Origin of the sequence: Ruegeria intermedia, assembly GCF_900129345.1 — a bacterium.
GTDB classification, from domain to species: Bacteria; Pseudomonadota; Alphaproteobacteria; order Rhodobacterales; family Rhodobacteraceae; genus Ruegeria; species Ruegeria intermedia.
This window is the reverse complement of record NZ_FQVK01000004.1, coordinates 39,150-58,396: the sequence shown is the minus strand read 5'-3', so window position 1 is coordinate 58,396 and position 19,247 is coordinate 39,150. Positions and strand designations below refer to the sequence as shown.

Here is a 19,247-nt window from a genome sequence, read left to right as displayed (position 1 = left end):
ATAATGAGCAAGGACGCAGTTCTTCAGCTGATCAAGGAAGAGGGTGCCGAATATGTCGACATCCGCTTCACCGACCCGCGCGGCAAACTGCAGCACGTGACCGTGATGGCCGACCAGGTCGATGAGGACTTCCTGGAGGAAGGCTTCATGTTCGACGGCTCGTCGATCGCAGGTTGGAAGTCGATCGAAGCATCGGACATGAAACTGATGCCCGACACCGAAAGCGCCTATGTCGATCCGTTCTATGCGGAAAAGACCATCTGCCTGCACTGCTCGGTCGTCGAGCCCGACACCGGTGAACCCTACGAGCGTGACCCGCGCGGAACCGCACAGAAGGCCGAAGCCTACCTGAAAGCGTCGGGCATCGGCGACGTTGCCTACATGGGCCCCGAGGCCGAGTTCTTCCTGTTCGACGACGTTCGTTTCTCGAACAGCATCAACAAGGTATCCTACGAAGTTGATGCAACCGACGCGTCGTGGAACACCGACACCGAATACGAGATGGGCAACATGGGCCATCGTCCGGGCGTCAAGGGTGGCTATTTCCCCGTGAACCCGATCGACGAGGCGCAGGACCTGCGTTCGGAAATGCTGTCGACCATGAAGCGTCTGGGCATGAAGGTCGACAAGCACCACCACGAAGTCGCCTCGTGCCAGCACGAGCTGGGCCTGATCTTCGACAGCCTGACCAAGCAGGCGGACGAGCTGCAGAAATACAAGTACGTCATCCACAACGTCGCGCACGCCTACGGCAAGTCGGCCACCTTCATGCCGAAACCGATCGCAGGCGACAACGGCACCGGCATGCACGTGAACATGTCGATCTGGAAGGACGGCAAGCCGCTGTTTGCCGGCGACAAATATGCCGACCTGTCGGACGAGGCCCTGTGGTTCATCGGCGGCATCCTCAAGCACGCCAAGACCCTGAACGCCTTCACCAACCCGTCGACCAACAGCTACAAGCGCCTGATCCCGGGCTTCGAAGCCCCCGTTCTGCGCGCCTACTCGGCCCGCAACCGTTCGGGTTGCGTCCGTATTCCGTGGACGGAATCGCCGAAGGCCAAGCGCGTCGAGGCCCGCTTCCCCGATCCGTCGGCAAACCCCTACCTGTGCTTTGCGGCGCTGCTGATGGCCGGTCTGGACGGCATCAAGAACAAGATCGATCCGGGCGAGGCGATGGACAAGAACCTCTATGACCTGCCCGCCGAGGAACTGGCCGGCATCCCGACCGTCTGCGGTTCGCTGCGCGAGGCGCTCGAGGCCCTGGCCGCCGACCACGACTTCCTGCTGCAGGGCGACGTGTTCACCAAGGACCAGATCGACGGCTACATCGCGCTGAAGATGGAAGAGGTCGAAACCTACGAACACACCCCGCACCCGGTCGAGTACGGCATGTACTACAGCTGCTGATCGCAGCCGGTTGACGCATCCTTTTCAGGGGCGCCTTGCGGGGCCCCCCTTTTTTTATTTCGGCCCTCCGGGTTCAGCAAAGCGCTTTATGGTGTTGCCGACAGGCTGTAATCTTGGCCTCAGTCATTTTTTGAACGGATTGATGCGATGATCTGCGCAGCCCTGCTTTTTTTCGCGCTGTCCCTTGCGGCGACGGCCGCCCTCGCGGCCCCTTGCGGCAATGACGGCAGCGGTTTCGAAACCTGGAAAACCAGTTTCGCCCAACAGGCCCGCAGGGCTGGCGTCCGGAAGAAGGGGCTGCAGGCATTGGCCGAAACCCGGTATGCAACCGGCACGATCGCGGCCGACCGCAATCAAAAAAGCTTCAGATATCCGCTGGGCAAATTCATGCAGATCCGTGGTGCCGACACGATCGTGGCGCAGGGCCGCAAACGCAAGGCGCGCAACCCGCAGTTCTATGCCGCGCTCGAACGCCAATACGGCGTGCCGGCCGGTGTTCTGATCGCCATTCACGGCATGGAAACCGGGTTTGGCCGCTTCATGGGAGACAGCCAGGTCGTTTCCGCAATCACAACACTGGCCTATGATTGTCGCCGATCCGAGTTCTTCATTCCCCACGCCATCGGCGCCCTGAAACTGGTCGATCAAGGCAGTATTTCGATGGCAACAAAAGGGGCAAAACATGGCGAGCTGGGCCACACACAGTTTCTGCCCGGGAACGCCCTGCGCTATGGCGTGGACGTCACCGGAGACGGCAGGGTCGATTTCTACAACCCGACCGACGCGCTGGCCTCGACCGCAAATTTCCTGCGCAAGAAAGGGTGGAAGCCCGGCCGTGGCTATCAACCGGGAGAGCCGAATTTCGCGGTGTTGCAGCAATGGAACGCGGCCAGCGTCTATCAGCAGGCCATCGCGATCATGGCTGCCCGAATCGATGAATGACGCCTGGCTGGCACCACCGGCCGCGCCCCCAATTTTGCCACAATGTCGCCACAGTGCCCAAGATTTCGGGCTAATTTCTTGGTTTCCAAAGCGTAATCAATCGGCGGAATTCCACACTTTTTTGCAGAATGGTCAAATTTTCTCCCCGATGTCCTGCTAGTTTGCCGTCAATGATGCCGACTTGAAGGAAAGTCTTGTGACCTCGAAGCACTCATATCACGGTGGCCTGCAGTTCCAGGGCGACCCGGATGGCGCGCTTGAACGCTTCGGTGAGATCGCGGCGGCCACGCTTGAGGACTACGGCCATCTGGTCGAGCGCAAGGCTCTGCTCAGCGCGACCGAGGCCAGTATCGTAACCAGCCAGTATCTGGTTTCCCTCATCGTCGAAACGGACGATCCGGAAACGCCTCCGCAATGCCGTCGCGATCAGATGGCCGGGCTGAAAGCGATCATCCGCCCCGCCGCGGCCCGTCCCAGAAACCGTCTGACGGTGACGTTGTCGCCCGTGTCCGGGCTGCTCGACGATTCCGAGATCTCGGAACTGATGCTGGTGGTGATGCTGTACCGGATGGTCGATATCTGCACCACCCAGCGCGTGGAATGGCTGTCGCCGAAAACCGTTCTGACGACCGAGCAGTTCATGGGCGCCTTCGACACGTTCATGCCGCGCAAGGCTCGCAGCCAGCGCGACGCATTCCGGGTCATCAGCGGACCGTTTGCCGGGCTGCAGACCGAAAGCACCGACGCCGAGAGCGTCGAACCGCCGGCCCCGAAGGCAAACAGCGGCCGCCCGATCCAGCTGACGGATGACCAATTGCTGAGCATCGCCTTCAGGGCCGAGGCGGACGAACCGCAGGAACAGGTGACCGAGGACGAGGACCGCCCCAGCGATGCGCTGCGTCTGGCAAGCTGGGCGCTGACCGGCGCTGTTGCCACGATCTCGGCGCCGATTGCCTTGTCCATGACGGCGGTGAACCTGATACGCGGAGAAGATTTCCGACTGAACACGCAAGTCCTCGCCTATACCGTGGCCATCGTTTCGCTGAGCTCCAGCGGTGCGATTGCCGGAGCGGCCAACGCGCTGGGCATGTAGCCGAAATTCGAAGAACCCTCCTTGGAGGCCCCGCCGTCAGGCGGGGTTTTCCATTACCGGCAGGTGCCCGACCGGCACGACATAGGTGTGGATCGAGAACACCACGGCCCGTGTCTCGGGCAACCGCAAAAGCGCTTGTCGCTCGCTGCGCAGGTATCGGGCAGTACCACGGTCACGGATCTCGCGCGGGGTGCTGGCACTGCGGGGCTGGTGCAGTTCGGGGTCGTCGTACCACAGCGCGTTGAAGCGCCACAAAGGCCGGCCGACCTGAATCCCGTCGAACAGGCGCTGTACCCGGCGCGCGATGTTGGGATCATAGCTGTCGACCGGCGCGTGAATGGCGATCAGCGGTCGCATGAATTTCTCGGACAGACGCCAGCTGGCGGGAAAGCACAGGATGGCGCCGGTCAGCACATGCTCGTCGCCCCGTTTCTGCAGGATGCAGAAATCCTCCTGCGCCAGCAGGCAAAGCGTATCCAGAGGGTTGTCGCGGTCAATCGGAACGGCCACGCCATCCGGGCGCTGCGCAGCGTCGGTCGCCTCGGGATAGGCCTGCGCCAGAACCAGATCCAGCAGTTCGACGGCGGCCGGATGGGCCTGCCCGTCCAGCGCCAGAACGTCGTCCCGACGGGTTTCCAGCAGGTGCTGGCGGTGGCGCATCTGCGCGGCGAAGGCATCATCGCGATGCAGCCAGTCCTCCATCGTCGTCGGCGCGATGCCCGGCAGCGGGCGCTGTTGGGTCGGATCGTAGGGCAGTGTTCTTTGCAGAATGGCTGTCATGGCGCTGGGTTAGCACCCCAAACGGACCTTGTCGGTCAAAAAGCGACTGGCAAATCGTCGCAATTCACCCAGACGGGGCCGCCCTGCCCCGTCAGGCTGAACCGGCAAGCAGGGAGGCGCGCCGTGAACCACCACTACCGAGACACCCGCAAGATCGACCCAAGCCGTGGCGCGACGTTGGGCGACGGCACGCCGAACGACAATGACCGGATCGAGATCGGCCCCACCCAACTGGCGTTCAGCGAATGGGCCGCCGCTGGCCTGCAACTGCCCAACCTGGACCGGATGCGCGAATATCGCTGGAAGCGGCTGACCCAGGCGATCGTCGACCGGGGCTATGGCGGGCTGCTGATGTTCGACCCGCTCAACATCCGCTATGCGACCGACAGCACCAACATGCAGCTTTGGAACACCCACAACCCGTTCCGGGCCGTGCTGCTGTGCGCCGATGGCTACATGGTGATCTGGGACTACAAGAACTCGCCCTTCCTGTCGAAATTCAACCCGCTCGTGCGAGAACAGCGCTCGGGCGCGGACCTGTTCTATTTCGACCGGGGCGACAAAGTAGATGTGCAGGCGGACGTGTTCGCCAACGAGGTGCGGGTTCTGATGCAGAACCACGCCCCCGGCCACACCCGGCTGGCGGTGGACAAGATCATGCTGCACGGCCTCCGCGCGCTCGAGGCGCAGGGCTTCGAGATCATGGAAGGTGAGGAGGTCACCGAAAAGACCCGTGCCATCAAGGGTCCCGACGAGATCCTGGCCATGCGCTGCGCCAGCCACGCCTGCGAAACCGCCGTGGCCGAGATGGAGAAGTTCGCCCGCGCCCATGTCGGAGACGGCAAGACCTCCGAGGATGACATATGGGCCGTTCTGCATGCCGAGAACATCAAGCGCGGCGGTGAATGGATCGAAACCCGCCTGCTGGCCTCGGGGCCGCGCACCAACCCGTGGTTTCAGGAATGCGGGCCGCGGATCACGCAGAGAAACGAGATCATCGCCTTCGATACCGATCTGATCGGCAGCTACGGCATCTGCGTCGACATCTCGCGCACCTGGTGGATCGGCGATGAAAAGCCGCGCCCCGACATGATCTATGCCATGCAGCACGCGCACGAGCACATCATGACCAACATGGAGATGCTGAAGCCCGGCGTGATGATCCCCGACCTGACCGCCAACTGCCACAGGCTGGACGACAGGTTCCAGGCGCAGAAATACGGCTGCCTGATGCATGGCGTGGGACTGTGCGACGAGTGGCCCTTGGTGGCCTATCCCGACAAGGCGGTGCCCGGCGCCTATGACTATCCGCTGGAACCCGGCATGGTTCTGTGCGTCGAGGCCGCCGTGGGCGAAGTGGGCGGCGATTTCTCGATCAAGCTGGAAGATCAGGTTCTGATCACCGAAGATGGCTATGAAAACCTGACCACTTATCCGTTCGATGCCGCCCTCATGGGGCTCGAATAACCCTCATTCCGCCCAGTGCGAACGACGCACATTTCCGTGCCAATCCTCGGGCGCGGGCCGCTCGATGCCGGCTTGTTCGGAGTCCAACGGCCAGGTCTGGCCCGCAGCGAAACCCAGCGCAGCAGCCAGCAACAGCCCCGGCAAAAGCCGGGGGTGATGGCGGTGACGGAGATGGATCGGTTCAGCATGTGTCATCGAGGAACTCCTGTTTCATTGTTCGACGAACCATGAACATGGGAGCAGATTCAACATTCCTGAAACGAATAATTGACGGGATCATCATCACAATTGCTGAACCAAAACTGTCCCGAGACAAACAATCCGCTGGCCTCTCACGATTCGACGCTCCCCCCTCACCTTGGCGTGACGAGCGTGATACAGGGGTTGAGGCCCCCGCGCGCGGACCCCAGTATTGCCGGAACCCGATCAACGTAAGGAGCGGCCATGCCCACCGAACGCATCACCTTTGCCGGACATGACGGCAGCCAATTGGCCGCACGCCTGGATCTGCCCGACGGGCCGGTGCTGGCGACGGCGCTGTTTGCCCATTGCTTCACCTGCTCCAAGGACATCCCCGCCGCCCGACGCATCAGCGCGCGGCTGGCGGCGATGGGCTTTGCGGTGCTGCGGTTCGATTTCACGGGCCTTGGCCATTCCGAAGGCGAGTTTGCCAACACGACCTTTACCACGAACGTGCAGGACCTGATCGCGGCGGCGCAGTATCTGGCCGGGCGTGGCATGGCACCCGATCTTCTGATCGGGCATTCTCTGGGCGGGGCGGCGGTGTTGCGGGCGCGGGCCGGGATCCCCTCGGTCAAGGCGGTGGTCACCATCGGCGCCCCGGCTGACCCCGGCCATGTGGCTCATCACTTCGAGAGCGCGCGCGGGCAGATCGAACAGGATGGCAGCGCCGAGGTTCTGTTGGGCGGGCGTCCGATCCGCATCGGGCGGGACTTCGTGCGCGACATTTCGGAATCGGCGCTGATCCCGGCAATCGAGTACCTGAAGGCCGCGCTGCTGATCCTGCACGCCCCGCGCGACGAAACCGTGGGCATCGACAATGCCAGCACGATCTTTCTGGCCGCCAAGCACCCCAAAAGCTTTGTCACGCTGGACGATGCCGACCACCTGATCACCCGGCCCAGGGACGCGGACTATGCCGCCGACGTCATCGCCGCCTGGGTGTCGCGCTATGTGCCGCTGTCGCCGCCCGCCCCACCGCCGGGCGCCCCCGAAGGCGTGGTGCGCGTGACCGAGGTGGACCCGAACGGATTCCTGCAGGACATCCAGTCAGGCCCGAACCACCATGCCGTCGCCGATGAACCGGTTTCCTACGGCGGCACCGATCGGGGCATGTCACCTTACGGATTCGTGTCCGCGGGCCTTGGCGCCTGTACCTCGATGACCATCCGCATGTACGCCCGGCGCAAGCAATGGCCGCTGACAGGGATCACCGTGGATGTCTGTCACGACAAGGTGCATGCGCAGGATGCGGGGCTGGCCGGCGATGGCAAAGTGGACCAGTTCCGCCGCAAGATCCGCCTGGATGGGCCTCTGGACGAGGCCCAGCGGGCCAGGCTCCTTGAAATCGCCGACAAATGCCCGGTACATCGCACGCTCGAGAACTCGGCCCATATCACGACCGAGTTGCTTCCGGCGCAGGACCGGGTCGTTACGGTCTGACCCGGCCCGAGGCAAAGACCGACCGGGGATCGGCGGGCGGGCCGCCAGAACGGCGCTTGTGCAGGGGCAAACCGTCTCAGTCCGCCCGTCGCGGCTTGTCCCATGCGCCGGAGGCGGCTAAGACCCGCACCGTCACCCATTGCCAATCACGAAGGTGCTGCCGCCCATGATCCCCCGCTATTCCCGCCCCGAAATGGTCGCCGTCTGGTCGCCCGAGACCAAGTTCCGCATCTGGTACGAGATCGAGGCCCATGCCTGCGACGCGATGGCCGATCTGGGCGTCATCCCGCGCGAAAACGCCCAAGCCGTCTGGAAGGCCAAGGACGTGGAATTCGACGTGGCCCGCATCGACGAGATCGAGGCCGTCACCAAGCATGACGTCATCGCCTTTTTGACCCATCTGGCTGAACATGTCGGCAGTGAAGAGGCCCGCTTCGTCCACCAGGGCATGACCAGCTCGGACGTGCTGGATACCTGCTTCAACGTGCAGCTGACCCGCGCCGCCGACATCCTGATCGCCGATCTCGAAGGCCTGCTGGCCGCGCTCAAGCGCCGCGCCTACGAGCACAAGGACACCGTCCGCATCGGCCGCAGCCACGGCATTCATGCCGAACCCACCACCATGGGGCTGACCTTCGCGCGCTTCTACGCCGAGATGGACCGCAACCTGTCGCGGATGCGCGACGCCCGCGCCGAGATCGCCACCGGCGCCATCAGCGGCGCGGTCGGCACCTTCGCCAATATCGACCCCCGCGTCGAAGAGCATGTCTGCGAAAAGCTGGGCCTGGTGCCCGAGCCGATCAGCACGCAAGTCATCCCGCGCGACCGCCACGCGGCCTTCTTTGCCACGCTGGGCGTGATCGCCAGCAGCATCGAGAACATCGCCATCGAAATCCGCCACATGCAGCGCACCGAGGTTCTGGAGGCCGAGGAGTTCTTTTCCAAAGGCCAGAAGGGCTCGTCGGCGATGCCGCACAAACGCAACCCGGTGCTGACCGAAAACCTGACCGGCCTGGCCCGGCTGGTGCGCATGACCGTGATCCCGGCGATGGAGAACGTGGCGCTGTGGCACGAGCGCGACATCAGCCACAGCTCGGTCGAGCGCAACATCGGCCCCGACGCCACCGTGACCCTGGATTTCGCCCTGCACCGCTTGACCGGGGTAATCGACAAGCTGGTGGTCTATCCGGACAACATGCTGGCCAACATGAACAAGTTCCGCGGTCTGGTCATGAGCCAGCGCGTGCTGCTGGCCCTGACCCAGGCCGGCGTCAGCCGCGAAGACGCCTATCGCCTGGTGCAGCGGAACGCGATGAAGGTCTGGGAAGAAGGCAAGGACTTCAAAACCGAACTGCTGGCCGACCCGGACGTGACCGCAGCGCTGAGCAAGGAAGAGATCGAAGAGAAATTCGACCTCGGCTATCACACCAAGCATGTCGACACGATCTTCGAGCGGGTGTTCGGCGAGTAACCCTCGACGCAGGAACGGCTTTTTGGGGGCCCGGGTCGCACGGCGCGATCCGGGCCGCTGTCTTTTGCGGAAACGTCCGAAATCGGCTATGCTGGGTGGGCAATTTCCGTTCAAGGAGAGCCCACCATGATCCGCACGACCCTCTGCGCACTGGCCCTTGCCCTGTCTGCGTCGTCCGCAATCGCCTGCCAAGGCCACAGCAAGCAGACTCAATCCTGTGCGCCCGGCACGACTTGGGATTCGGCCTCGGAAAGCTGCGTGAAAAACGCCAGCAGCTGAGCGTCTGACCCAGTTGTGAACTGACCCGGACGATTTCCTGTTAGCTTTTCCTCGGAACGCGCTATGGTTTGCCCAAGCCAATTTCGAGATGGAGTTTGACATGCGCCTTTTGTTGGCCTCGGCGATTGCCCTTCAAAGTTTTGCCTTTGCCCCCGCGGTCAGCGCCGCGGGCGGGGACAGCAGCCCCCCGAAACCGACGAACACCACCAAGAAATGCCTGTTCGGCCGGGTCTATGACGAGGCCGCAGGCCGCTGCGTCAAGCCCAACAAGACCAATTTCACCGACGACCAGCTGTATCAGGCCGTGCGCGAGATGGCCTATGCCGGCCAATACGAAAACGCCCAATCCGTGCTGCGCGTCATGGATCAGGACGATGACCGCGTCCTGACCTATTGGGGCTTCACCTACCGCAAGATGGGAAAGGTCGATCTGGCCAACGCCTTTTACCAGCGCGCGATTGCGGCGAACCCCGACAACATCTTGGCACGCAGCTACATGGGTCAGGGTTTCGTGGCCGAAGGCAAGACCGACCTTGCCATCGCCCAATGGCGCGAGATCAAGGCCCGGGGCGGTGAAGGCAGTTGGGCCGAAGCGTCGCTGCGCCGGGCGATCCGCACGGGGCTCACCTACAGCTACTAGGGTTCAGCTTTTCTTTACGCGACTCTCGCTAATCTGTCTGCGCAACGAATTTGACAGCACAGGCAGATGCAAGACTCCAACGCTTTGGTACAGACGGCCCCGGGCGCCGCGCCTCCGGTGGCCGAACAACAGGACGACGCGCCGCGCGTCGTTCCCCGTCACCTGACACCCGGACAAAAGGCCGCGATCATCGTGCGCCTGCTTTTGAACGAGGGCGCGGATTTCCCGCTCGAGGAATTGCCGGACGAGTTGCAAGAACGGTTGACCGTGCAACTGGGGCAGATGGGTCTGGTCGATCGGGTGACGCTGGCGGCGGTGGCCCAGGAATTCGCCGATGCGCTCGACAGTGTCGGGCTGGCGTTTCCGCACGGGTTGGCGGGTGCGCTGGACGCGGTGAACGGCAAGATCGCCCCCACGACGGCCGCGCGGCTGCGCAAAGTGGCGGGTATGCGCCAGGTGGGCGACCCGTGGCAGCGCCTGCGCGACGTCCCGGTCGAGGATCTGGCCCGCATGGCCCAGGCCGAAAGCACCGAGGTGGCGGCGGTCATGCTGTCCAAGCTGGATACGGCAAAGGCCGCGAAACTGCTGGGGCATCTTCCCGGCCCGGTGGCGCGCCGGATCACCTATGCGGTCTCGAAAACCACCAATGTCTCGCCCGAGGCGGTCGAACGCATCGGCTGGTCGCTGGCCGCGCAGTTGGATCAGCGCCCGACCCCGGCCTTCGGCGACGACCCCGGCGCCCGGGTGGGGGCAATTCTGAACCAATCTTCGGCGGCCACCCGGGAGGAGTTGTTGAGCGCCCTCGAAGAAGAAGACAAAAGCTTTGCCCAAGCGGTGCGCCGCTCGATCTTCACCTTTGCCCACATCGCCAAGCGCATCGCGCCGCGGGATGTTCCGGCAATCTTGCGCGGGATCGAGCAGCCCGTTCTTGTCACCGCGCTGGCCGGGGCAAACAGCGAAGAAGACAAGGCCTCGGCCGAATTCCTGCTTTCCAACATGTCGTCGCGCATGGCCGACAACCTGCGCGAAGAAGTCGCCGAGCGTGGCAAGGTCAAGCAAGCCGACGCCGAAGACGCCATGACCCAGGTCGTGGGCGCCATCCGCGCGCTGGTCGATGACGGCACGATCACCTTGATCGAAGAGGAGGCCGAGGGCGGGGACTGATCCCGCCCGGCCGCCCGCCCATACGGTGCTTGTGGTCGCCCGGCACCCTCTGTATGTCTGGCCTCGCAAATCACATAACCCGTCGAGACCCTCGCATGCCCGCCGAAAAGTCGGAACTGAGCCGCATTCAGCTTGCCAAATACTATGTTGCCAACCTGTTCCTGAAGGGCGTGATCGGCACCATGCGCCTGCTGCCGTACGAGCGGCGGATCGCCGCGATGGGCGCGATTGCACGCGCGCTGTCGCCTCTGGTGGGGTTCACCAAGCGGGTGCGCAGCAACCTGAGGTTGACCTGCCCCGAGCTGCCCGAAAGCGAGGTCAAACGCATCTGCCGCGCAGTACCGGACAATGCGGGCCGCGCGATCATGGAGCATTTCTCGCCCGAGGATTTCACCGAACGGCAGAAGACCGCCGTCGTCACCGGGCCGGGCGTGGCTGCCTTTGACCGTGCCGTGGCCGAGGGCCGCCCGGTGATGATGATCACCGCGCATTTCGGGCATTACCTGGCCGCGCGGATCGCACTGCAGGCGCGCTGCGGCAAACAGATCGGCTGCCTGTACCGGCGCATGGCCAACCCCTATTTCAACGAGATGTATGTGGAAGCCTTCCACAAGACCGGCAAGCCGATGTTCGAACAGGGGCGCCGGGGCATGGTGGAAATGGTGCGGTCGTTGAAGAATGGTGGCATCATCGCCATCGTGTCCGACCTGCACGCCCATGGCGGCGAAGAGCTGACGTTTTTCGGCAAACCGGCCGTGACCTCGGTTCTGAATGCCGAGCTGGCTATGAAATACGATGCAGTGCTGATCCCCTGCTATGCGGTGCGCCAACCCAATGGCATCGATTTCGAGATCGTTCTGCATGACCCGGTGCCGCATTCCGACCCCAAGACCATGACCCAGTTCATCAATGATGATCTGGAAGGAATAGTGCGCCAGCACATGGGTCAGTGGTTCTGGATCCACCGGCGCTGGAAAGCCTGGAACGGCCTGGGCGTTCAGCCCGAGGACATGCCCTGAACCCTCAATCCACCCGCGCGGCCGCGATGATCGGCCCGTGCCCGGCCTGCTGAACCAAGACCACGGCCGGCAACTCGGACACCCCCGAGACCTGGAACACCTGCGGCCCGGCGCCATCCCATTGCCCGCCGGCATGCCAGGCGTCGACCACGTTGGCATAGTCCAGCTCGCGCCCGGCCAGTTCGCCCCGGCGGATCGAGGCGTGACGCAATGGCGTGTATTGCACGACCCGGACGTCATAGACGGCGCCCGATGGCAGATCGACCGGGGCGACCTGGACCGAAACGGTGTCACCGGTTCGCGTCGCCGACACCTGCGCCATCGGCGGCGCACCCAAATGGGCATCGATCACCCGTTCCAACTGTTCATGTCTGGCCCCCACGATATCCTGCTGACCGTTGACCACCATCTGCGGCGTATAGATCATGTCGCGCCCGCCCCGGCGCGCATAGATGCGCTGGCGCGTGGTGTGGAACGGGTCGCCGTATTCGTCCGTCCAGCCGATATAATCCCAGTAATCCACGTGCAGGGCCAGGCCGATCACGTCATCACGCTTGGCCAGTTCGTGCATGATCGCATCCGCCGGCGGACACGAGGAACAGCCCTGCGAGGTGAAAAGTTCGACCACCACCGGGCCGTCGGCCGCGGCCGGGACGGCAAGAAACAAGGACAGAACGGCGGCAGTCAGGCGATGTCGCGGCATGGTCGGCTCGGGGGCTTGTGGTTCACGGGAACCGGTTTACAGCCCGGCCGCATCAAGGGCCAATCAAGGTTTCTTGAGACCGGTTTCGGCGGCAATCCGCAAAAATGTGTGCAATGGTATACAAAAATTGCCGCACCCGCCCTGTTGGACCTTGAACCGCAGGCCTTGGTGATGCAGATACCGCTCAGCGAATCCCAATTCCACGTCATTTGAGAGGGAGGCCACAGATGCCCATCAAAGTCGGACAGGATACCGCCAAGACACGCCGCAGCCTGAGCGTGAATGGCAAGTCCATCTCGTATTACTCGATCCCCGCCGCGCAAGAGGCCGGCCTGGGCGATTTCTCCAGGCTTCCCGCCGCACTGAAAGTGGTGCTGGAAAATATGCTGCGGTTCGAGGATGGCGGTTTCTCGGTCTCGGTCGATGACATCAAGGCCTTTGCCGAATGGGGCGCCAACGGCGGCAAGAACCCGCGCGAGATTGCCTATCGCCCGGCCCGCGTGCTGATGCAGGACTTTACCGGCGTTCCGGCCGTGGTGGACCTGGCCGCGATGCGCGACGGCATCAAGGCGCTGGGGGGCGATCCGCAGAAGATCAACCCGCTGAACCCCGTCGATCTGGTCATCGACCACTCGGTCATGATCGACGAGTTCGGCAACCCGCGCGCCTTCCAGATGAACGTGGACCGCGAATATGAACGCAACATGGAACGCTATCAGTTCCTGAAATGGGGTCAGAAGGCGTTCAACAACTTCCGCGTGGTGCCGCCGGGCACCGGCATCTGCCACCAGGTGAACCTGGAATACCTGGCCCAGACCGTCTGGACCGACACCGACCAGAACGGTGAAGAGGTCGCCTATCCCGACACGCTGGTCGGCACCGACAGCCACACCACCATGGTCAACGGCATGGCCGTTCTGGGCTGGGGCGTCGGCGGGATCGAGGCCGAGGCCGCGATGCTGGGTCAGCCGATCTCGATGCTGATCCCCGAGGTCGTCGGCTTTGAACTGACCGGCGAGATGGTCGAAGGCACCACCGGCACCGACCTGGTTCTGAAGGTCGTCGAAATGCTGCGTGAAAAAGGCGTGGTGGGCAAGTTCGTCGAGTTCTACGGCGAAGGTCTGGACCGTCTGCCTCTGGCCGACCGCGCGACCATCGCCAACATGGCGCCCGAATACGGCGCGACCTGCGGCTTCTTCCCCATCGACAACGAAACCCTGCGCTACCTGCGCAACACCGGCCGCGACGAGGACCGCATCGCGCTGGTCGAAGCCTATGCCAAGGAAAATGGCTTCTGGCGCGACGAGAACTATGCCCCGGTCTACACCGACACCCTGTCGCTGGACATGGGCACCATCGTCCCGGCCATCTCGGGCCCCAAGCGCCCGCAGGACTATGTGCCGCTGACCAACGCCAAGGCCGCCTTCCGCAAGGAAATGGAAGAGACCTTCAAGCGTCCGATGGGCAAGGAAGTGCCGGTCAAGGGCGAAGACTACACGATGGAATCGGGCAAGGTCGTGATCGCCTCGATCACCTCGTGCACCAACACCTCGAACCCCTATGTGATGATCGGCGCCGGTCTGGTGGCGAAAAAGGCCCATGAACTGGGCCTGAACCGCAAGCCCTGGGTGAAAACCTCGCTGGCACCGGGGTCGCAGGTCGTGTCCGAATACCTCGAGGCCGCCGGCCTGCAAGAGCATCTGGACGCCATCGGCTTCAACCTGGTGGGTTACGGCTGCACCACCTGCATCGGCAACTCGGGCCCGATCCAGAAAGAGATCTCGGAAGCCATCGCCGAAGGCGACCTGGTGGCGACCTCGGTTCTGTCGGGCAACCGCAACTTCGAAGGCCGGATTTCGCCCGACGTGCGCGCCAACTACCTGGCCTCGCCGCCGCTGGTGGTGGTCTATGCGCTGGCCGGCACGCTGGACATCGACCTGACCTCGGAACCGATCGGTCAGGACAAGAACGGCAACGACGTCTACATGAAGGACCTGTGGCCGAGCCAGAAGGAAATCGCCGATCTGGTCGAAGCCACCGTGACCCGCGAGGCGTTCCTGAAGAAATACGCCGACGTGTTCAAGGGCGACGAGAAATGGCAGGCGGTCGAGACCACCGATGCCGAAACCTATGACTGGCCGCCGAGCTCGACCTATATCCAGAACCCGCCCTACTTCCAGAACATGAGCCCCGAGCCGGGCACCATCTCGAACATCGAGGGCGCGCGCATTCTGGCCATTCTGGGCGACATGGTCACCACCGACCACATCTCGCCGGCCGGGTCGTTCTCGACCACCAGCCCGGCGGGCAAATACCTGCTGGAACGCCAGGTGCAGCCGCGCGAGTTCAACTCGTACGGGTCGCGCCGCGGCAACCACGAGGTGATGATGCGCGGCACCTTCGCCAACATCCGCATCAAGAACGAGATGCTGGACGGCGTCGAAGGCGGCTATACCAAGGGCCCCGATGGCGAGCAGACCTCGATCTATGACGCGGCGATGGCCTACAAGGAGAAGGGCATCCCGTTGGTGGTCTTCGGCGGCGAACAGTACGGCGCCGGTTCCTCGCGCGACTGGGCGGCCAAAGGCACCGCGCTGCTGGGCGTCAAGGCCGTGATCGCCGAAAGCTTCGAGCGTATCCACCGCTCGAACCTGGTGGGCATGGGAGTCATCCCGTTCGAGTTCACCGGCGGCGACAACCGCAAGACGCTGGGCCTGACGGGTGATGAAACCATCTCGATCCACGGTCTGGACACGATCCAGCCGCTGCAGGAGGTGCCCTGCACCATCACCTATGCGGACGGGACCGAGAAGACCATCACGCTCAAGTGCCGCATCGATACCGCGCCCGAGATCGAGTACATCGAAAACGGCGGCGTGCTGCACTATGTGCTGCGGAACCTGGCCAAGGCCAGCTGAGCAGGCACAAAGCCAAGAACGCAAGGGCGCCCCGAACGGGCGCTCTTTTTCGTTTCAGGTCTGGCCACTATCGCGTTGTGTTCCGTGCAGAGAAGCGGTCTGCTGGGGGCATGGAAAAAGTTGCCTTGATAACCGGCGGCGCGCGTGGAATTGGCCGCGCCATCGCGTGCGATCTGGCCGCGGATCATCGCGTCGCCCTGACCTGGCACAGGACCGAACCGCAGCCCTTGCCCAATGATCGGCCGGCGCTGACCCTGCACAGCGATCTGACGCAGGAAAGCCAGCCCGAAGACGTGGTGCGCCGCGTCATCGACAGTTTCGGCCGGCTGGATGTGATCATCAACAATGCCGGGCTGGTTCAGGCCACGCCCAAGGACCGGTTCAGCCAAAAGGATCACAGGGCCATTCTTGACCTCAACCTGCTCGTTCCGGCCGCGCTTCTGGCTGCCGCGTTGCCTCACCTGCGGCGCGGGGCGTCGATCGTCAGCATCTCGTCGGTCAACGCCGAACTTCCCCCGCGCGACGCCGCGACCTACGGGGCCAGCAAGGCCGCGCTGAACCTTTGGACCCGCGCCATGGCGAAAGAACTGGGTCCGGACGGCATTCGCGTCAACGCGGTGGCACCCGGAGCGATCAACATCCCCGAAGCCCCCAGGCCAGACGACCTGACCGCTTTGTTCGTTCAGAACACCGCGCTGGGGCGTGTTGGCACCCCCGAAGACATCGCGCGCGCAGTTCGCTTTCTATCATCCGAAGACGCGTCCTTCATCACCGGAGAGGTTCTGACCGTCTCGGGCGGGTATCGCCTTTAACCCCGGCGTTACTGCGCGGCGGCTTTCTCCAGCGCCGGGCGAATGGTGTTTTCGATCACGCGCTGGGTGATCGGGCCGGCAAACCGCAGGATGATCGTGCCGTCACCATCGATCACGTAGGTCTCGGGCACGCCGTAGACGCCCCAGTCCAACCCCATGCGGCCATTTTCATCGCGCCCGATGGCGGCATAGGGATCGCCCAGTTCAGCCAGGAACGCATCGGCATTCGCCAGTTTGTCCTTGTAGTTGATCCCGTAGACCGGAATACCTTCCTGCGCCAGTTTCTCGAGGTTCGGATGCTCGGCACGGCAGGGTGCACACCAGCTGGCCCAATAGTTCACCAGCTTGACCTGGCCGTCGCGCAGGGTCGCGTCGTCGAACCTCTGTTTGCCTGGAAACTCGGCCAGGACAACGGGCGGCGCGGGCTGGCCTTCGCGGGCCGAGGGCAGCGCGTTGGGGTCTTCGCGGAACATCCCGATGGCCGCCAGCACGGCGAAGGCGCCGAAGATCAGCGGCGGAGCAATCATCAACGGCGAGATCTTAGCCATTGCGCGACATCCTCTGTTCGATCTTTTCCATCTCGGCCCGGACCTTGCGACCACGCAGGATGCTGAAAACCACCAGTGCCACCAGCAAAACGATCGAGGCCGCGTAGGAAGACAGAACCGTTTCGGCGTATTTTCCCAGATCAGGCATCATCCGTTAACCCTTTCCCGTGCCAGCAACGCCTTGATGCGCCGCGCGCGGATTTCGGTGCCGGTCCGGTACAGGACCAGCGCGATGAACAGCAGCACGAAGCCGATGATGCAGGTCAGCAGCGGGTAGAAGAACACGTTGCTGACCTTCTCGGTGGTGTCCGTGCCGGTGATCGCTCCTGCGCGCATCACCGATGCGCCCTGATGCAGGCCCTGGTTCCAGAAATTCACCGCATAGCGGCTGAGAATGGCAAAGACCGACCCCACGATGCACAAGACCGAGGTCAGGTCCGCCGCCGTGTCGGGGTCTTCGATCGCCTCCCACAGGGCGATGTAGCCCAGATAGAACAGGAACAGGATCAGGAACGAGGTCAGGCGCGGATCCCAGGCCCACCAGGTGCCCCACATCGGCTGCCCCCAGATGGCGCCGGTGGCCAGCGCGATCAGGGTCATCACGATGCCGATCGGCGCTGCGGCGCGTGCGGCAAGGGCGCTGACATGGTGCCTGCGCACCAGCCAGACCAGCGAGGTGACCAGCATCATCAGCCAGCAATTGATGGCCATCAGTGCTGATGGCACATGCAGGTAGATGATCTTGACGGTCGACCCCTGCTTGTAGTCATCCGGCGTGAAGAAGAACCCCCACACCAGCCCGACGACCAGAAACAGGGCCGAGCTGATCCAGAAGAACGGCAGGACCCGCTCGCTGGTGGCGAGGAACTTGCGCGGGTTGGCGTATTCCCACAGGGCATTGGCTTTGGCTGCTATCGACATGGGCTCTATCTAGTCCGAATCGGGGTGTATCTCAATTGGCATCGGTCAACGTGCCCCACTCATCTGAGGTTGATGCGCAGCACCGCCGCGCTGGCAAAAGGCAGAAGGGCGACCGCGGCGGCAGTGATCCCGGCCAGCATCAGCAGCGGGGTCTGGACCTCCATCCCGGTGGCGCCGCGGCGCGCGACCTCGGCCCCGAAGATCAGCGTGGGCACATAAAGCGGCAGCACCAGCAGCGACAGCAGCAGGCCGCCGCGCTTGAGCCCCACGGTCAGGGCTGCGCCAAAGGTGCCGATCACGCTGAGCGCGGGCGTGCCGATCAACAGCGAGACGACCAGCCAGCCGAAGCCGGGGCCGGGCAGGTTCAGCAGCACCCCAAGCACCGGCGCGGCCAGCACCAGCGGCAGGCCGGTGGTGATCCAATGCGCCAGCGCCTTGATCGTGACCACCGATTCCAACGGCAGCGGCGCGGTGGCCAGCAGGTCGAGCGACCCGTCCTCCCAATCCAGTGCCAGCAGACGATCCAGCGACAGCAGACAGGCCAGCAATGCGCCCAGCCACAGCACCCCCGGCGCGATGGTCGCCAACAGCGAGGATTGCGGACCCACCGAAAACGGCACCAGAACGGTGACGATCAGGAAGAAGGCCAGCCCGAGGCCAAACCCGCCCCCCGCGCGGAAGGACAGTTTCAGGTCACGCAACAGCAGGGCGATCACAGGAAGCCTCCGTCGAAGTCATCCAGCGCCTTGGGGCGCGCCTTGTTGGGGCCGACATCCAGGACCTCACCATCCAGGCCCAGATCGATGTGGGTGGCAATCAGGGCCGAGCCGCCCTGCCTCAGATGCGCCCGCACCGCATCGGCGAACATTGCCACGGCGGTCTTGTCCAGTGACACGGTGGGTTCGTCCAGCATCCAGATCGGGCGGCCGGTCACCAGCATCCGCGCCAGACCCAGCCGGCGTTTCTGACCCGCCGACAGGTTGCCCGCGTGACGATCGGCCAGTTCGTTCAGGGCAAAGGCCTCCAGCGCGGGCTGGATGTCGCGCGTGCCAAAGACCGATGCCCAGAAGGTCAGGTTCTCGGTCACGGTCAGGGTGGGTTTGAGCCCGTCGGAATGGGCGGCATAGGCGATCCGGTCCTCGGCCCCCTCGATCCGGCCCGAGAGCGGCGGTTGCAGACCGGCCAGCGTGCGCAAAAGGGTGGTCTTGCCGATCCCGTTCGGGCCGCGCAGGATCAGCGCCTTGCCCGCGGGCAGCGCGAAACTGAGGCCTTCGAGCACGGGCACGCCCCCTCGGGCAATGGCAAGGTCGGTCACGGTCAGCGTCATGAGACCCGCTTATCCGATTGGTTGCGGGGGAAAAAGGACGGATTTGCCGCAGGGCCTGTTGGCGGGGCGG

At 63.7% G+C, this 19,247-nt stretch carries 21 protein-coding genes; 13 read left to right on the top strand and 8 right to left on the bottom strand.

What is annotated here, in order from left to right; translation table 11 throughout:
• The first annotated feature begins 3 nt into the window (after nt 1-3).
• The 3 genes from glnA to F3H26_RS04230 all read left to right on the top strand — a co-directional run bounded on the left by glnA (nt 4) and on the right by F3H26_RS04230 (nt 3,445).
• Complete coding sequence (gene glnA, locus F3H26_RS04240; protein ID WP_149774828.1) at nt 4-1,410, top strand: type I glutamate--ammonia ligase; 1,407 nt, start codon at nt 4-6, stop codon at nt 1,408-1,410.
• 147 nt (nt 1,411-1,557) lie between these two features.
• Nucleotides 1,558-2,352, top strand: a complete 795-nt coding sequence (locus F3H26_RS04235) for a lytic murein transglycosylase (protein WP_149774827.1) — start codon at nt 1,558-1,560, stop codon at nt 2,350-2,352.
• A 181-nt stretch (nt 2,353-2,533) separates the two neighbouring features.
• Nucleotides 2,534-3,445, top strand: a complete 912-nt coding sequence (locus F3H26_RS04230; protein WP_149774826.1) for a hypothetical protein — start codon at nt 2,534-2,536, stop codon at nt 3,443-3,445.
• 36 nt (nt 3,446-3,481) lie between these two features.
• On the opposite strand, the gene F3H26_RS04225 is transcribed toward F3H26_RS04230, so the two are convergent.
• Entirely contained in the window at nt 3,482-4,225 is a 744-nt protein-coding gene (locus F3H26_RS04225; protein ID WP_149774825.1) for a heme-dependent oxidative N-demethylase family protein, read from the bottom strand.
• 123 nt (nt 4,226-4,348) lie between these two features.
• Here F3H26_RS04225 and dddP point away from each other — a divergent pair, with 123 nt between their 5' ends.
• Nucleotides 4,349-5,692, top strand: coding sequence for a dimethylsulfonioproprionate lyase DddP (dddP, locus tag F3H26_RS04220; RefSeq protein ID WP_149774824.1), 1,344 nt, complete (start codon nt 4,349-4,351; stop codon nt 5,690-5,692).
• Nucleotides 5,693-5,695: 3 nt separating this feature from the next.
• Here dddP and F3H26_RS04215 read toward each other — a convergent pair whose 3' ends face one another.
• On the bottom strand, nt 5,696-5,887 hold the full coding sequence (locus F3H26_RS04215) for a hypothetical protein (protein WP_149774823.1): 192 nt from the start codon (nt 5,885-5,887) through the stop codon (nt 5,696-5,698).
• Nucleotides 5,888-6,136: 249 nt separating this feature from the next.
• Between F3H26_RS04215 and F3H26_RS04210 the strand changes: the two genes are divergently transcribed.
• The 6 genes from F3H26_RS04210 to F3H26_RS04185 all read left to right on the top strand — a co-directional run bounded on the left by F3H26_RS04210 (nt 6,137) and on the right by F3H26_RS04185 (nt 11,948).
• A complete protein-coding gene (locus F3H26_RS04210; protein ID WP_149774822.1) occupies nt 6,137-7,375 on the top strand; it encodes a bifunctional alpha/beta hydrolase/OsmC family protein in 1,239 nt (412 codons plus the stop codon).
• A gap of 166 nt (nt 7,376-7,541) precedes the next feature.
• Nucleotides 7,542-8,846 carry an adenylosuccinate lyase gene (gene purB, locus F3H26_RS04205; RefSeq protein ID WP_149774821.1) on the top strand — a complete coding sequence of 435 codons (1,305 nt, stop codon included), beginning with the start codon at nt 7,542-7,544 and terminating at the stop codon, nt 8,844-8,846.
• Nucleotides 8,847-8,972: 126 nt separating this feature from the next.
• The gene (locus F3H26_RS04200; protein WP_149774820.1) at nt 8,973-9,125 is read left to right on the top strand and encodes an adenylosuccinate lyase; all 153 of its coding nucleotides are present in this window, start codon (nt 8,973-8,975) and stop codon (nt 9,123-9,125) included.
• A gap of 100 nt (nt 9,126-9,225) precedes the next feature.
• On the top strand, nt 9,226-9,765 hold the full coding sequence (locus tag F3H26_RS04195) for a tetratricopeptide repeat protein (RefSeq protein ID WP_188127686.1): 540 nt from the start codon (nt 9,226-9,228) through the stop codon (nt 9,763-9,765).
• A 66-nt stretch (nt 9,766-9,831) separates the two neighbouring features.
• Entirely contained in the window at nt 9,832-10,929 is a 1,098-nt protein-coding gene (locus F3H26_RS04190; protein ID WP_223162425.1) for a flagellar motor switch protein FliG, read from the top strand.
• 95 nt (nt 10,930-11,024) lie between these two features.
• Nucleotides 11,025-11,948, top strand: coding sequence for a lysophospholipid acyltransferase family protein (locus F3H26_RS04185; protein ID WP_149774818.1), 924 nt, complete (start codon nt 11,025-11,027; stop codon nt 11,946-11,948).
• A gap of 4 nt (nt 11,949-11,952) precedes the next feature.
• Here the strand turns inward: F3H26_RS04185 and F3H26_RS04180 are convergent, their stop codons facing one another.
• Nucleotides 11,953-12,519, bottom strand: a complete 567-nt coding sequence (locus F3H26_RS04180) for a DUF1223 domain-containing protein (RefSeq protein WP_262504547.1) — start codon at nt 12,517-12,519, stop codon at nt 11,953-11,955.
• Here F3H26_RS04180 and F3H26_RS19580 point away from each other — a divergent pair.
• From F3H26_RS19580 to F3H26_RS04170, 3 genes are all read left to right on the top strand, one after another.
• Nucleotides 12,514-12,864, top strand: a complete 351-nt coding sequence (locus F3H26_RS19580; protein ID WP_223162429.1) for a hypothetical protein — start codon at nt 12,514-12,516, stop codon at nt 12,862-12,864. The two genes, F3H26_RS04180 and F3H26_RS19580, sit on opposite strands and share 6 nt — an antisense overlap.
• 14 nt (nt 12,865-12,878) lie before the next feature.
• A complete protein-coding gene (gene acnA, locus F3H26_RS04175) occupies nt 12,879-15,569 on the top strand; it encodes an aconitate hydratase AcnA (RefSeq protein ID WP_149774816.1) in 2,691 nt (896 codons plus the stop codon).
• Nucleotides 15,570-15,679: 110 nt separating this feature from the next.
• Nucleotides 15,680-16,381, top strand: a complete 702-nt coding sequence (locus F3H26_RS04170; RefSeq protein WP_149774815.1) for an SDR family NAD(P)-dependent oxidoreductase — start codon at nt 15,680-15,682, stop codon at nt 16,379-16,381.
• Between the two features lie 8 nt (nt 16,382-16,389).
• Here F3H26_RS04170 and F3H26_RS04165 read toward each other — a convergent pair whose 3' ends face one another.
• Genes F3H26_RS04165 through ccmA form a run of 5 tightly spaced genes read right to left on the bottom strand, consistent with a single transcriptional unit; the run spans nt 16,390 to nt 19,177 of the window.
• Nucleotides 16,390-16,929 (bottom strand): DsbE family thiol:disulfide interchange protein, encoded by a 540-nt coding sequence (locus tag F3H26_RS04165; protein ID WP_149774814.1) that lies wholly within the window; start codon nt 16,927-16,929, stop codon nt 16,390-16,392.
• Entirely contained in the window at nt 16,922-17,080 is a 159-nt protein-coding gene (gene ccmD / locus F3H26_RS04160) for a heme exporter protein CcmD (RefSeq protein ID WP_005982370.1), read from the bottom strand. The genes F3H26_RS04165 and ccmD overlap by 8 nt, the downstream gene beginning before the upstream one ends.
• Nucleotides 17,077-17,850: a heme ABC transporter permease gene (locus F3H26_RS04155; protein WP_005982368.1), complete on the bottom strand. Its 774-nt coding sequence runs from the start codon at nt 17,848-17,850 to the stop codon at nt 17,077-17,079. The genes ccmD and F3H26_RS04155 overlap by 4 nt, the downstream gene beginning before the upstream one ends.
• A 59-nt stretch (nt 17,851-17,909) precedes the next feature.
• The gene (ccmB, locus tag F3H26_RS04150; RefSeq protein WP_149774813.1) at nt 17,910-18,566 is read right to left on the bottom strand and encodes a heme exporter protein CcmB; all 657 of its coding nucleotides are present in this window, start codon (nt 18,564-18,566) and stop codon (nt 17,910-17,912) included.
• The gene (gene ccmA / locus F3H26_RS04145; protein ID WP_149774812.1) at nt 18,563-19,177 is read right to left on the bottom strand and encodes a heme ABC exporter ATP-binding protein CcmA; all 615 of its coding nucleotides are present in this window, start codon (nt 19,175-19,177) and stop codon (nt 18,563-18,565) included. Before ccmA ends, ccmB begins: the two co-directional genes overlap by 4 nt.
• Nucleotides 19,178-19,247 lie beyond the last annotated feature (70 nt).